Source organism: Bradyrhizobium sp. STM 3557 (genome assembly GCF_045571465.1).
Lineage (GTDB): Bacteria > Pseudomonadota > Alphaproteobacteria > Rhizobiales > Xanthobacteraceae > Bradyrhizobium.
In genome coordinates this window covers 5,558,631-5,572,498 of the sequence record NZ_CP120697.1, presented here as the reverse complement: position 1 = coordinate 5,572,498, position 13,868 = coordinate 5,558,631, and the positions used below count along the sequence as shown (strand labels likewise).

The 13,868-nt window shown below is 63.7% G+C and carries 11 protein-coding genes; 8 read left to right on the top strand and 3 right to left on the bottom strand.

All coding sequences use genetic code 11. From position 1 onward, the window contains the following. The first annotated feature begins 2 nt into the window (after positions 1-2). Positions 3-1,148, top strand: coding sequence for an ABC transporter ATP-binding protein (locus P6U24_RS25685; protein WP_407155257.1), 1,146 nt, complete (start codon positions 3-5; stop codon positions 1,146-1,148). A gap of 11 nt (positions 1,149-1,159) precedes the next feature. Here the strand turns inward: P6U24_RS25685 and P6U24_RS25680 are convergent, their stop codons facing one another. Continuing rightward, positions 1,160-1,717, bottom strand: a complete 558-nt coding sequence (locus P6U24_RS25680) for a PAS domain-containing protein (protein ID WP_407155256.1) — start codon at positions 1,715-1,717, stop codon at positions 1,160-1,162. Between the two features lie 509 nt (positions 1,718-2,226). On the opposite strand from P6U24_RS25680, the gene P6U24_RS25675 reads away from it, so the two are divergent. Next, entirely contained in the window at positions 2,227-3,024 is a 798-nt protein-coding gene (locus P6U24_RS25675) for a rhomboid family intramembrane serine protease (protein ID WP_407155255.1), read from the top strand. Between the two features lie 230 nt (positions 3,025-3,254). Next, positions 3,255-3,683, top strand: coding sequence for a CBS domain-containing protein (locus P6U24_RS25670; protein WP_407155254.1), 429 nt, complete (start codon positions 3,255-3,257; stop codon positions 3,681-3,683). Between the two features lie 2 nt (positions 3,684-3,685). Here P6U24_RS25670 and P6U24_RS25665 read toward each other — a convergent pair whose 3' ends face one another. Further along, entirely contained in the window at positions 3,686-4,708 is a 1,023-nt protein-coding gene (locus tag P6U24_RS25665; RefSeq protein WP_407155253.1) for a patatin-like phospholipase family protein, read from the bottom strand. A 307-nt stretch (positions 4,709-5,015) separates the two neighbouring features. On the opposite strand from P6U24_RS25665, the gene P6U24_RS25660 reads away from it, so the two are divergent. Beyond that, complete coding sequence (locus tag P6U24_RS25660) at positions 5,016-6,089, top strand: hypothetical protein (protein WP_407155252.1); 1,074 nt, start codon at positions 5,016-5,018, stop codon at positions 6,087-6,089. Positions 6,090-6,321: 232 nt separating this feature from the next. After that, positions 6,322-8,796 carry a putative bifunctional diguanylate cyclase/phosphodiesterase gene (locus P6U24_RS25655; protein WP_407160579.1) on the top strand — a complete coding sequence of 825 codons (2,475 nt, stop codon included), beginning with the start codon at positions 6,322-6,324 and terminating at the stop codon, positions 8,794-8,796. 855 nt (positions 8,797-9,651) lie between these two features. On the opposite strand, the gene P6U24_RS25650 is transcribed toward P6U24_RS25655, so the two are convergent. Then, on the bottom strand, positions 9,652-9,861 hold the full coding sequence (locus tag P6U24_RS25650) for a hypothetical protein (protein ID WP_407155251.1): 210 nt from the start codon (positions 9,859-9,861) through the stop codon (positions 9,652-9,654). A 116-nt stretch (positions 9,862-9,977) separates the two neighbouring features. Between P6U24_RS25650 and P6U24_RS25645 the strand changes: the two genes are divergently transcribed. From P6U24_RS25645 to P6U24_RS25635, 3 genes are all read left to right on the top strand, one after another. Beyond that, complete coding sequence (locus P6U24_RS25645) at positions 9,978-10,511, top strand: class I SAM-dependent methyltransferase (protein ID WP_407155250.1); 534 nt, start codon at positions 9,978-9,980, stop codon at positions 10,509-10,511. Beyond that, positions 10,508-10,771 (top strand): hypothetical protein, encoded by a 264-nt coding sequence (locus tag P6U24_RS25640; RefSeq protein WP_407155249.1) that lies wholly within the window; start codon positions 10,508-10,510, stop codon positions 10,769-10,771. The genes P6U24_RS25645 and P6U24_RS25640 overlap by 4 nt, the downstream gene beginning before the upstream one ends. Positions 10,772-10,850: 79 nt before the next feature. Next, positions 10,851-11,705, top strand: a complete 855-nt coding sequence (locus P6U24_RS25635; protein WP_407155248.1) for an arylamine N-acetyltransferase family protein — start codon at positions 10,851-10,853, stop codon at positions 11,703-11,705. Positions 11,706-13,868: the final 2,163 nt, after the last annotated feature.

Here is a 13,868-nt window from a genome sequence, read left to right as displayed (position 1 = left end):
TCGTGGCCAGAATATCCTGCTCGCACGTCTGCAAGTCCTACGGCCCGCTGGAGGTCGTAAAGGACTTCAATCTCGAAGTTGATGATCACGAGTTCGTCGTGTTCTTAGGCCCGTCCGGCTGTGGCAAGTCGACGATCCTGCGCATGGTGGCCGGGCTCGAGGACATCTCGGATGGCACGATCTCGATCGACGGGAAAGTCGTAAACGACCTGCTGCCCCGGGAGCGGGGCGTCGCGATGGTGTTCCAGAACTACGCGCTCTATCCGCATATGAGCGTGTTCGCCAACATCGCTTTCGGCTTGAAGCGCATGCGCGTGCCACGAGAGGAGATCGAGCGCCGCGTCCACGAGGTCTCGGCGATACTGGGTCTGGAGTCGTTGCTTGATCGCAAGCCGGCGCAATTGTCCGGCGGGCAGCAGCAGCGGGTGGCGATCGCGCGCGCCATGATCAAGACGCCGGCCGTTTTCCTGTTCGACGAGCCGCTGTCCAATCTCGACGCCAAGCTGCGCAGCCACATGCGCGTCGAGATCGCACGCCTGCACAAGCGGCTAAAGACCACGACGATCTACGTCACCCACGATCAGCTCGAGGCCATGACGCTCGCGGACCGCATCGTCGTGCTGCGCGCCGGCCTGATCGAGCAGGTCGGCACGCCGGCGGAGATTTACGGGTTTCCGAAGAGCCGTTTCGTCGCCGAGTTCGTCGGATCGCCGCGGATGAACCTGCTCGATGTCACGGTCGGGGAGGCGCCTGACAACAAATGGGTGCTCTCGACCGGACACGAGACGTTCCTGGTCGACCGCAGCCGGTTCGACCTCCATCGCGGCATGCGTGCCGTGCTCGGCATCCGGCCCGCCAATTTGAAATCCACCTCGCCAGACATCCGGTTCAATGGAGCCACCGGGACCGTCGATCTCGTCGAATATCTCGGTGATGGCGTGCTGCTCACCGTCGCGCTGCCCGGCGAGCCAGCGAGGCAGATCAGCGCCTTGGTGCCGGCCGAGGCTGCGCCCGCGCTGGGTACGGTCGTCGGCCTCAGTGCGCCGCCCGAGGCCATCCATGTATTCGATGCGGAAACGGGCCTGTCCTGCCGCAGCGTTTGTCCAATTGCCGTCGAGGCGGGACAGAACATACGAGACGCGTCCTAGCAGGGACCGCGCTAGCGCAATCCCTCGTAGACCATCAGGCCGCGCGCGAGCGCGAGCTTGCGCAGCGCCCGCGGCACCAACCGCTCCGTCGGCCGGTGCATGTAGCGCCAGGACACGATTTCGAGCGGGCCGAGCGGGCCCTGGATTTGTCCGAAGGGCGCGAGCAGCCCGGTCAGGCTGATCGGCTCGTGCGCGCGTGCGTTGAACGGCAGCAGCAGCAGCTCGAAATGTGCCGTCGAACCTGCAGGGGAGGGTGCCCTGATGCCGGCGACCGCCGGCAGCATCTCCTCGCAGACGATCGTGACGATCTCCTCGATCTCGCCGCGGCTCTGCGGCGCGAACTGCGCCGGGAAGCTTTGGTTCTTCACGTCGCCGCCGAGCAGGGCGCAAAGCCGCGTGCCGGCCATGCGGAGGGGAAAGCCGGCCTCCACATCGCAGGACAATACGAAGATGTCGCCGAGCAGCTCGCGCACGGCCGCAGGCTCGATGTCGCTTCGGTCGGGCGCGCGCCCATAGCCGCGCCGCTCGTCCCAATAGGCGAAGAAATCGCGGTTCGACGGATGTTTCATTGCAGCTCACCCTTGCGCCTGCAGTGATCGGGACATCTCTGTCCCGCTTTCGTGCAAGCGCGATCCCGTTTCTGTTGTGCAGGAGAGGTGGTGCAGCGTCCATGCCGGCGGTGCGATTGTGCGTGATTTCCCCGCCCGTTCCCGGCGTTAAGGTTAAATTAACGATGATGTTGGCAGCCGCGGAGCAACGGGTATGATCGTGCGTATCAGGCTCGTGCCCGGGAGGTGGAAGGCCCGGCACGATCAGGTGAAGTGGAAGTACACGAGGCGGCGTCAAACAGTCCGGTCATCGGCGGAAGAGGCGGGGAACACACCTCTGTCTCTTCCAACGTCAAGACCGGCAGGTATCTCGAGGGAGAGGCTTTCTCAGGGCCTCTCCCTTCGCTTTTTCTCATTTCGCTTTTTCTCGTCCCCTTCGCGCGATTAATCGATCATTTGTGCGCTTGCGCCGGGCCGGCAAAGCCGCCTATCTGAGCCCGACACCCCTCTCATCGAAGGTGCTCGGCGCTTTGGTTTCATCCGTCCCCGACGTCCCGCCACGACCGCTGCCGGACCTCCCGCAGCGCGAGCCGATCCTGACCTTGCCGGGCGCGCTCACCGCCTATGTCCTCCTGATCGCGGTGATCCATCTGCGCGTGCTGCTACCGGTCGAATGGGAGGAATGGACCGTCGACGTGTTCGGCTTCATCCCGAAGCGCTACGATTCCACGCTGATGGATGTCGATTTTCCGGGCGGCACCGGCGCCAAGATCTGGACCTTCGTCACCTATTCGCTGCTGCATGCCAATCTGGCCCATATCGGTTTCAACGTGCTGTGGCTGTTGCCGTTCGGCAGCGCGCTGGCGCGTCGCTTTGGCGCAGTCAGGTTCTTCATGTTCATGGCTGTGACTGCGGCCGCCGGTGCGCTCGCCCATCTGCTTACCCATGAGCACGCGCTGGCGCCCGTGATCGGCGCCTCTGCCTCGGTCTCCGGCACCATGGCTGCGGCGATGCGATTTGCCTTCGTGCGAGGCAGCTTCCTGTCGTTTGGCCGCAGCGACGCCGATGCGGCCGCGAAAGTGCCGGCGCTCTCGCTGGTGCAGGCGCTGCGCAATCGCCGCGTCCTGAGCTTTCTTGCGGTCTGGTTTGCGGTGAATATCGTGTTCGGCGTCTGGTCGCTCTCGATCGGAACGGAAAATGTCAACGTGGCATGGCAGGCGCATATCGGCGGCTTCCTGGCCGGGCTGTTGTTGTTCGCGCTGTTCGATCCCGTGCCGCACACAAAACATGCTGCAGCCGCGCTGCCGCCGGACCTGCCCGGGCGTTGATCGGGACGACGCTTGCGGCGCCCGGCGATTTCATTCATCATCGTGAAGTAGAAGAGCGGGCGGCAAGCCCGTGCGAACATTGGCCGCGGCCTGCAATGCGCCTGAGCATACGCGGGCCCCGAGCGGCGCCCGAACCAATCCGGCGCCAAACTGTTGATTGAAACTCGTAATCGAACGAAGACCGAAGCCGCTCCGGCAGAAGGGCGCATCGGCTTCTCAAGGAGACGACAATGACAGTACGCGCAATCCTCGACACCAAGGGCCATGACGTCGAGAGCGTGGAACCCGGAGTAACCTTGGCCGAAGCCGTCAAGCGTCTTGCGGAGCGCAAGATTGGCGCGGTCCTGGTCATGTCGGGCACGCGGATTGAGGGCATCTTGTCCGAGCGCGACATCGTGCGGGTGCTGGGCGAGCAGGGCGCGAGCGTACTGGACCAGCCGGTATCGAGCGTGATGACGCGCCGCGTCGTTAGCTGCCGTCCCACCGACACGGTCGCCGCCATCATGGAGATGATGACGCTCGGCAAGTTCAGGCATCTGCCTGTGATCGAAGGTGGTGTCGTGGTCGGCCTGATCTCGATCGGCGACGTCGTGAAGTGGCGCGTCCAGGAGTATGAGAGTGAGCAGGAAGCGCTCACTCAGTACATCAAGACTGCGTAGCCTCAGGACGCCTCGGCATCGCCGCTCGCCGGCGCCATCACGCCGATCGCTTCCTCGATCGAGTCGAGCGCGCGTTCGGCGGCACGCGCTCCGAACGCGATCAGGTCGCTGGCACGGTGGAAGTCGAACCAGCCGATCTGGCCTACCCGCGGCGTGATCAAGAGATCCGGCGGATCGCCCGCGAGCCGCGCGCGCGTGATGCGGTCCTGCATGATATTGAACGCATCGACCATGACCGAAGAGATGCCGGGCCGGCCGCCGCCGCCGAAGAACTCGCGCTTCACGGTGCGCTCCGGCGAGAAGAACTTGCCGAACCGCCGCCGCGGCGGCGGGGAGGTTTCGATCACCGTCTCCGGCACCGCGACCGGCTGGCCGTGCGAATAAATTGTGGTCGAGTGGGTGAAGACGTCGCTGGAGAGGTTGGCGGCGATGACGATCTCGGCGCCGAGCGCGCGGGCGGCCGACACCGGCACCGGATTGACCAGCGCGCCGTCGACCAGCCAGCGGTCGCCGATCAGGACCGGCGCGAAGATTCCGGGCAGCGCATAGGAGGCGCGCATCGCGTCCACCAGGCTGCCATGGGTGAGCCAGATCTCGTGCCCGGTGCGCACCTCGGTCGCCACCGTTGCGACCTTCGTTGGCAGCTCCTCGATCGTGATTCGGCCAAGCGTGGTTTCGAGCTGTGCGGCGAGCCGTTCGCCGCCGATCAGGCCGGACCCGTTGAGGCGGATGTCGAGATAGCCGAGAATGTTGCGCATCTGCAGGCTGCGCGCCCATTCCTCCAGCGTATCGAGATGGCCGGCCGCATAGGCGCCGCCAACCACCGCGCCGATCGAGGTTCCAACCACGACGTCGGGCACGATGCCATGTGCCGCCAGGGTGCGGATGACACCGATATGGGCAAAGCCGCGCGCTGCGCCGCCTCCGAGTGCGAGGCCGATGATGGGCTTGCGAACCGTTCCGAGGCCAACCTTGTTGCCGTCTCCCGTGCCGTTCTGGCGGCGTCCAATCAACATTTCCAGCACTACACGTCTCCAGCGCGTACTCGGCCTGGCGAGAGCCTAATGCCAGGCTACGCGACATAGTTGTACCGCGGATCAGCCCCCTTGCGGGACTGTAGCAGAAGCATGGTTTATGTGGGCTGCGATGGCTCCATTTGATGCCGCCGATTTGAAGTTCCGGCAACCCCGTGCAAAGAGCGTGCGGCAACCTGTCCAGGCGACCGCCGGCGCTGCGCCGGGAGCGCGCAAGACGGCCGAAAAGCGGCGCTTGCTTGCCTCCCCGTGGATGCCCAGGCTTGAATTTGCCGCGTTTTCGGTGAAAAGCAGCACGATGACGACGACAGGTGGCGGCATCCGTGGATTCCGGCCCAGCAGATCGCTGTGGCCGACGCTCGCCCTTGCCGTGCTGCTCGGGCCATTGACTATCACGCCTGCGGCTGCGCAATTCTTCAGCGACCGCCCGCCGCCGGTTCCACCGGCTGCCGTGCCCGATCCCGGCGCCGCGGTCAGCCTGGCGCCGCCATCGGGGCCGGGGGCCGGGCCGCCACCGCCGGCCATGCAGGCGCCGGCACCACCATCCGTCGCTGCCATTCCGCCCGTCGGCCCGGCTCCCGCCGCGCCGCCGGCCGCCGCGCCGGCTGCGCCGGCCCAAGGGGTGCTGTCGTTGTCGGCTCGCTATGGCAAGGACCTGCCGGGGGTCAATGGCGGGCTGGTGTGGCGGGTGTTCGCCGACCGTCCTGACGAGAGCGGTGCCTTCAAGATGCTGCGCGAGGATCGCAGCCCAGCCCCGAACATCACGCTGCCGCCCGGCAACTATGTCGTTCATGTCTCGCTTGGCCTCGTCAGCGCGGTGCGCACGGTCAGCCTGAAGGCGGAGACCGATCGCGAAGCATTCCTGCTGCCGGCGGGGGGCTTGCGGATCGAAGGCCGCGTCGGCGCCAGCAAGATTCCGCAGAACCAGATCTCGTTCGCGATCTACAAGGGCAGCCAGTTCGAAGGGGGCGAGCGGCCGCCCCTCGTGCCCAGCGTCGCGGCGGGCGACGTGCTGCTGCTGCCCGAGGGCACCTACTACATCATCTCGAACTATGGCGATGCCAATTCGGTGGTGCGCTCGGATATCCGCGTCCAGGCCGGCAAGCTCACCGACGTGACCGTGACGCATCGTGCCGCGGTCATCACCTTGAAGCTGGTGTCGGACAAGGGCGGCGAGGCGCTGGCGAACACCGCCTGGTCGGTCATCAACCCCGGCGGCGACGTCATCAAGGAATCCATCGGCGCTTTCCCCAAGGTGGTGCTGTCGGAAGGCGATTATCGCGCCATCGCCAAGAACGAAGGCAAGGTCTACGAGCGCGCCTTCAGCGTCGTGAACGGCGTCGACGGCGAGGTCGAGGTGATCGCGCGTTAGGCCGGTGGCGCGAACGCGTGCAGGACCGGCGAAAGACTGCATCGAGGCTGTCATAGTTTCTAATGCGCAATAACCATCCATCGATTTAAAACTGTCACAATCGCCGATCCCGCGCCGAATTCTGCATAGATTTACAATGCGTTAAGCCGGCTCCCCGCATTGGATACCGCACCTGCCCGAGGCCGATATGCGCGGGCAATGGCTTTGGGACGCGCTCGCGCGTGAGGATTCGATGACGGCCGGCAAGAAGAAGATCTCCGCGAAGCCGAGTAGCGAGTTGTTCGAAGACATCCCCGTCCTGAAACGCAAATGGCAGGCGGCGCTGAAGCCGGGCCAGACGCTGCCGCGCTACGAGGACGTGATGCTCGGCAGCCTCGGCCGTCTCGCCGATCACATCGCGGTCATGAAGAATGACAGCGGCGTGCTGCAGATCTCGCGCTCGGGCCGCTACGTGCAGCAATGGCTGCAGGACGAGCGCTGGGACATTCCGATCGCTGCGGTGTCGCCGGACTGCGCGACCGTGCTCAGCGAAGCCGCCGATTGCGCGCTCTCGGGCGGCCAGCCCTATCTCGCCACGGCGCATTGCGTGCGCGACGGTATGGTCCGCACCTACGACGTGCTGGCACTGCCCACGGCCTCGCGTTGGGGCACGACCTTGGTCGGGACCTATGTCAACGAGCGCGCGGCCCAGTACAATCTGCTCGACGCGATCTTCTCCACCACCGATGACGGCGTAGTGTCGCTGGCGACGATCCGCGATGCCGCCGGCAAGCCCTGCGATTTCCAGGTCGTCCATCACAATCAAGGCGCGGCAAGGCTGCTGAAGTTGCCATCGGCCAGCCTGCAGTGGCGCCGGCTGAGGCAAGGCGGGCATCTGCTTTGCGCGGCCGAGGTCATGGAGCGGCTGTTCGCGGTCGTCACTCATGGCGGGCGCGATCAGTTCGAACTCGACAGCGACGAGCGCAATCTGCGGCTTGGCGCGCATGCGTTCGGCGACATCGTCTCGCTGACGATCGCCGACGTCACCGCGCTCAAGCGCCGCGAAGCCTCGTTCCGCCTGCTGTTCGACAACAACCCCGTGCCGATGGGCATCTTCGACAAGGCGACCGCGAAGATTCTCAACATCAACGATGCTGCCGTCAGTCACTATGGCTATAGCCGCGCTCAGTTCCTGACGATGACGATCTGGGATCTGTGGCCGTCCGGCGAATGGGAGAACCTCGACGAGGCCCTGCTGCGGTTCGACGACACCAATCACTTTCATCAGGACTGGCGCCATCTCAAGGCCGACGGCAGCGAGATACAGGTGCTGACCTATGGCCGGTGCGTGGCCTTCGACGGTCGTGATGGCTTCCTGGTCGCTATCGTCGACATCACCGAGCGCCGCAAGGCCGAGGCGCGGATCGCCTACATGGCCCATCATGACGGGCTGACCGACCTGCCGAACCGCGCGTTCTATCAGGAGCGCCTCACACAGGCGCTGGAGCGCGGCGCGCCGGCCGGCAAACGCGTCGCCGTCATGTGCATCGACCTCGATTTGTTCAAGAACGTCAATGATTCCTTCGGCCATCCGATGGGCGATCGGCTGCTGCGGGCGGTGGCCGAGCGATTGAAAGCGCAGATGGGTAGCGGCAATCTCGCTGCCCGGCTCGGCGGAGACGAATTCGCCGTCATTTTCGGCGGCGGCATCTCGCCGAACGACGCCGGCGACTTCGCAGGTCGCCTGATCGCGACGCTGAGCGCGCCTTACGAGATCGACGGCAATGAACTCGTGATCGGCGCCTCGATCGGCATCGCGCTGGCGCCCGGCGATGGCGCGAGCTCCGAGGAGCTGATGAAGAATGCCGATATGGCGCTGTATCGCGCCAAGCAGCATGGCGGCGGCGTGCACCGGTTCTTCGAGAAGGAGATGGATCGCCAGGCCCAGAAGCGGCGCGATCTGGAGCACGATTTGCGCCGCGCCTTTGCGCATGGCGAGTTCGAGCTGCACTATCAGCCGCTGGTGGATGTCGCTTCCAACCGCATCAGCGGCTTCGAATCGCTGCTGCGCTGGCGAAGCCCCGATAAGGGAATGATCTCGCCGGTGGATTTCATTCCGGTCGCCGAGGACATCGGCCTGATCGTGCCGCTCGGCGAATGGGTGCTGCGCGAGGCCTGCTTTGAGGCCGCCAGATGGCCTGGCGACATCAAGGTCGCGGTCAATCTCTCCGCCGTGCAATTCCGCAGCCGCAATCTGGTGCAGGTGGTGGTGTCGGCGCTGGCGCAGTCCGGCCTCGCACCGACGCGGCTGGAGCTTGAGATCACCGAATCGATCCTGCTCGCCGAGACCGAGACCAATCTCGCGACGCTGCATCAGCTGCGCGGGCTCGGCGTCAGCATCTCGATGGACGATTTCGGCACCGGCTATTCCAGCCTCAGCTATCTCAGGAGCTTCCCGTTCGACAAGATCAAGATCGACCGCTCCTTCGTGAAGGATCTCGCTGATAGACCCGATTGCGTCGCGATCGTGCGCGCGATCGCCGGGCTTGGCCGCAGCCTCAATATCACCACGACAGCCGAAGGGGTCGAGACCACGGATCAGCTCGATTGGCTGCGTGCCGAGGGCTGCAACCAGGTGCAGGGCTTCCTGTTCAGCGCGGCAAAGCCGGCCTCCGAGCTCGAAGAGCTCTTGGTTCGCTTCGGAGCGCGCGTGTCGCAGGCGGCGTAAGACCGCATTGTCGCTCTCGTCCTCAGGGAGTGGTGCGGCTAGAGCCTTTTCCGTTCCGATTGAATCGGAACGGGGCTCTAGCTTCTTGTTTTGACGCGTTTTCTTGACGCGAACCGGTATCCACTTCGCTTGAAAACGCTCTGATCTTACTGCGTCACAGCCGCTGTCATTGCGAGCCAACGGGTCCGCGCAAAGCGCGGCCCGATGACAGGCTCCGCGAAGCAATCCGGGATCACGTACGCCACTCTGGATTGCTTCATCGCTATGCTCTTCGCAATGACGGCAGCCCGCGATGTCCTGTACCAGTGATACAGTCCTGTTCGGAAGCATCTCGAACCATCGGCCGGATGCCGGCTCCGCGCCGGTGTCCGATTTGAATGTCAAAAAGCCCGTATGTCGGGCGGCGGCTATCGTCTGCGCGGACATGGTTTCTACGCGGACATGGCTTCGCGTTCTCGCGGCCTGATGCGCCCGAGCTTTGCGAAAGTCGAGACCCTCTGGAACGAGAGGGTGCAGGGAATGCCGGGTGAAGGCCTCACGCATGGCCCGCCTGCAAAAAAAGAATGCAGGCGGCAGTCACCACAGGTGCAGCCGTCAGTCCGGCATTCCCTGCGCGATGGGCTTACGGCTTATACGCGCTCTCCCCGGGGACCGGCTCTCTTGCCCCCGTCAGTCATCCGGCTCATCAGACCCGACGACCTTGGCACCAGCACCGGGATGCCAGGACCACGCGACTTCGCCGTCCGTGTCGGCTTGCGTTCGTCTGACGCAGCCTTCACGTCCACCGCTCCCCGCACTCCACGTATCGTGACGACGCGTACGTCCCTCTGCATGAGGCGGGATGCGCATAATCAATCACAGATTCTGAAAAAACGAAAGAAGAATCTTGGGCGGCTGGAGCACGGCGCGCGTATCGCGTTGAGCCAGCTTACGAAATGAGTTGTTCGGTGCGGCCTGATGGTCACGCTTTCCGTCGATCTCCGATGGAGCGAGCGAGAAAAACCGCGCAACCGATTTGCCCGGCGGGCAGTCATCTGGCCGCACATCCGCGAAGGCCACGGGCATCCTCGGTCGTCCCTTGCCGTGGATCGAGAACTCAGCCAGCATGGTAGACGATATTGGTCTTGCCGCTGTCATTGCGAGATTTCGGGTGAGTCATGTCTGCCCAAGATCATTGGCAAATGGATGCCAGCGCTCCGGAGCTTTATGAGCGCTATCTGGTTCCGGCCATCACCTCGGTATGGGCGCGCGATCTGCTGGGCCGCATCAGGCCATCGCGCGAGGAAAGCATTCTCGATATCGCATGCGGGACCGGCATCGTGGCGCGCCTGGCGGAGCAGCGCGGGCATAACGGGCGCCTGGTCGGCATCGACCTCAACGCGGCTATGCTGGCTGTTGCGCGAACAAAGTCGTCCAGGATTGAGTGGATCGAGGGAAGCGCGCTCAGCCTTCCATTCGAGGCCGACTGTTTTGACGTCGTGCTCTGCCAACTCGGGTTGCAATTCTTCCCCGACCGGCCGCTGGCGCTGAAGGAAATGGCTCGGGTTGTCGGACGGGAAGGGCGCGTTGGGCTGAGCGTGTACAGCGCGATCGAGCGAACGCCCGCAGCGCACGCTTTCGTGCAGGCGCTCGACGAATTCTCGGAGCGGACTCCTCGCGAACGAAGCGTTCCGAACACCTGTCTTGCGACACTCAAGACATCGATATGTGGATGAGACAGGCGGGTTTCGGTATTGTGAATGTCGAGACCGTCGCCAAGCAGATCACCTTCCCATCGACCCTGGACTATGTCCGCTTTCAACTCACGGCGACGCCGATGGCTGCGCTCTTGAATGACAAGGATGCTCTTGAACGTGAGCGGCTGATCGATTCGATTGCTAAGGATACGGCTTCTCGCCTCGACGATTCGATGGTCGTGGGCGGCACGCTGACATTCCCGCAGGAGGCCTTCGTAGTGGCAGCCTCTTTGGGTTGATTGAAGCCACGGCAAGTCGTTCAACGGACCGATTTCGGATGCAGCGGAGCTGGCTAGCCGCTGTCGATGGGAGTCTTCTATGAGCGAGCCGTCATTTGACCAGCAAGCGTGGTTAGGCCGCATCGGTTACGCAGGCTCGCTCCAGCCTGCGCTCAATAACCTGCACAAGCTCATATTCGCCCACTCTCATGCCATCGCCTACGAGTCGCTGGACATCATGCTCGGCAGGACGCCGACGCTCGACATCGCCTCACTGCAACGAAAGATGATCGCGGGCGGCCGCGGCGGCTACTGCCTGGAGCAGAACATGCTGTTCCGCGAAGGACTGCGATCGCTCGGCTACAGCGTGACGAGCCTGCAGGGAAGGGTGGTGCGAGGCCTGGCCATCGATGCGCCGCGCCCGGCGATCCACATGCTGCTCCAGGTTAACTTGCCGGAAGGCCCGTACTTGGCAGACGTCGGGTTCGGCAATCTCGCGCCCACGGCGGCTCTGCTGTTGCGAGAGGGCATCGAGCAGGAAACGCCGCACGAACCGATGCGCTTCATCGACGTCGGCGGGGAGCTCACATTGCAGGCAAGGTTGCGCGGCGAATGGGAGCACATCTACCGCGTGATCCCGTATCCCAGATACGACAGCGAGTACGAGATCACCAATTGGTATACCGCTACGCATCCGCACACGCCTTATCAGAGCAACATCATCGCGGCACGTCCTGGTCCCGATCGAACGCGCATCACGATGTTCAATCGGCGCGTGACTGTGCGGCATGCGACGGGCGAGGCGGACAAACGCCATCTGAATGACGACACTGAGTTCAGGATCGTGCTGCGAGATGAGTTTGGGCTCAATATGACGGATGACGAGATCCGGACCTGCATCGACGTCATGGAGTGCAAAGGCGAGAAGGGAGCGCCGCATCCGTTCTTTGCTTGAACAGCACGCGTCCCGCGGCCTGCCCGATCACGTCCTGGGCGCTGATGACGCCGACGTCAGATTGGCCTTGAAGGCGGGCGGTAATCTCTCGATCAGGCGGCGCATCGGCACATCGGCAGGACGCTCGGCCATCAGCTTCTGGAGCAGCGGGGCGGCATGGGCGCTTCACGGTCGAGCATGGCACAGGCCTTCAGAGAGGCGTCCCGCCAGGCCGGCGGCGCGTCGTCAGGCAGGGCTCGAACCGCGCGCGATCGGCTCCTCGCAAGCAAACGACCGTCGCGACTTTGATGAATTTCCGCATGCGGCAATCCGGTTCAAACCGCGAAGATCAGCGAGCAATCGATTAGCAGTTTTGTCAGTAGAGGTGGACGACTCCTTGAAATGGCAGCAAATGCAAGCATCCGTTGGCGCGGCAAGACTGAGGCGGTGCAGGCGGAGTGATCGGAGGAAATGCACCGTCTCGTGACCATCATTGTTGGCGCTTCCCTTCGCATGATGTGATATTTTGAATCTAATACTCGACTGTCGGCTAGGTCATACACACTGGCCTTTCGGCTCGTCATCATGGAGCAGGCCCAAGCCGCGAGGCATCGCCATGGCATATCATCGGATTTCAACAAGCTTCATTGCTGCAGTGCTGCTGACATTGCCGTTCCAGGGCGTGCGGGCGGAGACCGCGCCCAAGGTCATCGAGGAAGTCGATTTCGCGATCTCCTGCGCGCCGGCGTCAAAGTCAGCATTCAAGCACGCCGTCTGGACTCTGCATTCGTTCTGGTACCCTGAGGCGTTAAAGCAGTTCACCGCGATTGCCGCGTCCGAGCCTGACTGTGCGATAGCCTATTGGGGCATCGCGATGAGTCATTGGTACCCACTGTGGTATCCGCCGTCATCGGCCGCGCTCAAAGCCGGCTCCGAGGCAGTCGCCAAGGCGATGGCAGCCCCGACCCAGACGCCGCGCGAGGCGGATTACATCGCAGCGATCGCCGCCTTCTATCGCGACAGTGACAAGATCGACCATCAGGCGCGTGCAGTGGCCTACAAAAAGGCGATGGAGCAGCTGTATGAGCGCTACCCGGACGACCGCGAGGCCGCCGTGTTCTATGCGCTGGCGCTGAATGCCAGTGCGCTCAAGACCGACAAGACCTTCGCCAACCAAAGACAGGCAGCCGAGATCCTCAACAGGATCTGGAAGGAGGAACCGAGTCACCCTGGCGTCGTGCATTATTTGATCCACAGCGACGACTCGCCAGAGTTCGCCGCGGCGGGGCTGGATGCCGCGATCTGCTATGCCAAGGTCGCGCCCGACGTGCCACACGCGCTGCACATGCCGTCGCACATCTTCACCCGGCTTGGCATGTGGCAGCAATCGATCGACTCGAACCGCGCCGCTCACGCTGCTGCCCTCAACTATGTGCAAAAAACCCGGGGGCCGGGGAGCTATGACGGGGAAACCCTCCACACGATGGACTATCTCGAATACGCCTATTTGCAGACCGCGCAGGATGGCCCAGCCAAAGAAGTGGTCGACGAACTAACCGGTTTTCGCGAGACTGAGGGTGCGAATTTGAGCGCAGCTTACGCTGTGGCAGCGATTCCGGTTCGTTATGTGCTCGAGCGCCGAGATTGGCCGGCCGCGGCCGCGCTGAGCGAGCCGGCGATCGGTTTTCCGCTTGAGCGCTTTCCCTGGGCCGAAGCGATGATCGCCTATGCTCGCGCGCTGGGCGACGCACGGACCGGGAACGTCGCCGGCGCTGAGGCGGAGATCGGCCGCTTTCAATCGCTCGAAGAGAGGCTGAAGGGCAACGACTCCTATTGGGCCAACCAGGTCGAGGTCCAGCGTTTGGCGGCCGCCGGTATCCTGGCCCACGCGCGAGGTGACGACAAAACGGCCGTCGCGCTGGTGCGGGCTGCGGCCGATCTGGATGCCACGATGGACAAGCACCCGGCCACCCCGTCCTCGGCGCTGCCGGCCCGCGAGCTGCTGGCCGATCTGTTGCTCGAACTCAACCAGCCGGCGGCGGCCCTGATCGAGTACAAGGCGATGTTGACAACCGATCCCAATCGCTTCCGCAGCCTTCTCGGCGAGGCCCGAGCCGCGAAACAGACGGGTGACTCCATGACCGCTCACGACGCTTACCGGAAGCTCGTGGCGCTAAGCAAGCC

Excerpts from the sequence above, each read along its gene's own strand:
- P6U24_RS25680 (WP_407155256.1), bottom strand. The coding sequence starts at position 1,717 with ATGAAACATCCGTCGAACCGCGATTTCTTCGCCTATTGGGACGAGCGG.
- P6U24_RS25670 (WP_407155254.1), top strand. The coding sequence starts at position 3,255 with ATGACAGTACGCGCAATCCTCGACACCAAGGGCCATGACGTCGAGAGC.
- P6U24_RS25660 (WP_407155252.1), top strand. The coding sequence starts at position 5,016 with ATGACGACGACAGGTGGCGGCATCCGTGGATTCCGGCCCAGCAGATCG.
- P6U24_RS25655 (WP_407160579.1), top strand. The coding sequence starts at position 6,322 with ATGACGGCCGGCAAGAAGAAGATCTCCGCGAAGCCGAGTAGCGAGTTG.
- P6U24_RS25650 (WP_407155251.1), bottom strand. The coding sequence starts at position 9,861 with ATGCCCGTGGCCTTCGCGGATGTGCGGCCAGATGACTGCCCGCCGGGC.
- P6U24_RS25645 (WP_407155250.1), top strand. The coding sequence starts at position 9,978 with ATGGATGCCAGCGCTCCGGAGCTTTATGAGCGCTATCTGGTTCCGGCC.
- P6U24_RS25640 (WP_407155249.1), top strand. The coding sequence starts at position 10,508 with ATGAGACAGGCGGGTTTCGGTATTGTGAATGTCGAGACCGTCGCCAAG.
- P6U24_RS25635 (WP_407155248.1), top strand. The coding sequence starts at position 10,851 with ATGAGCGAGCCGTCATTTGACCAGCAAGCGTGGTTAGGCCGCATCGGT.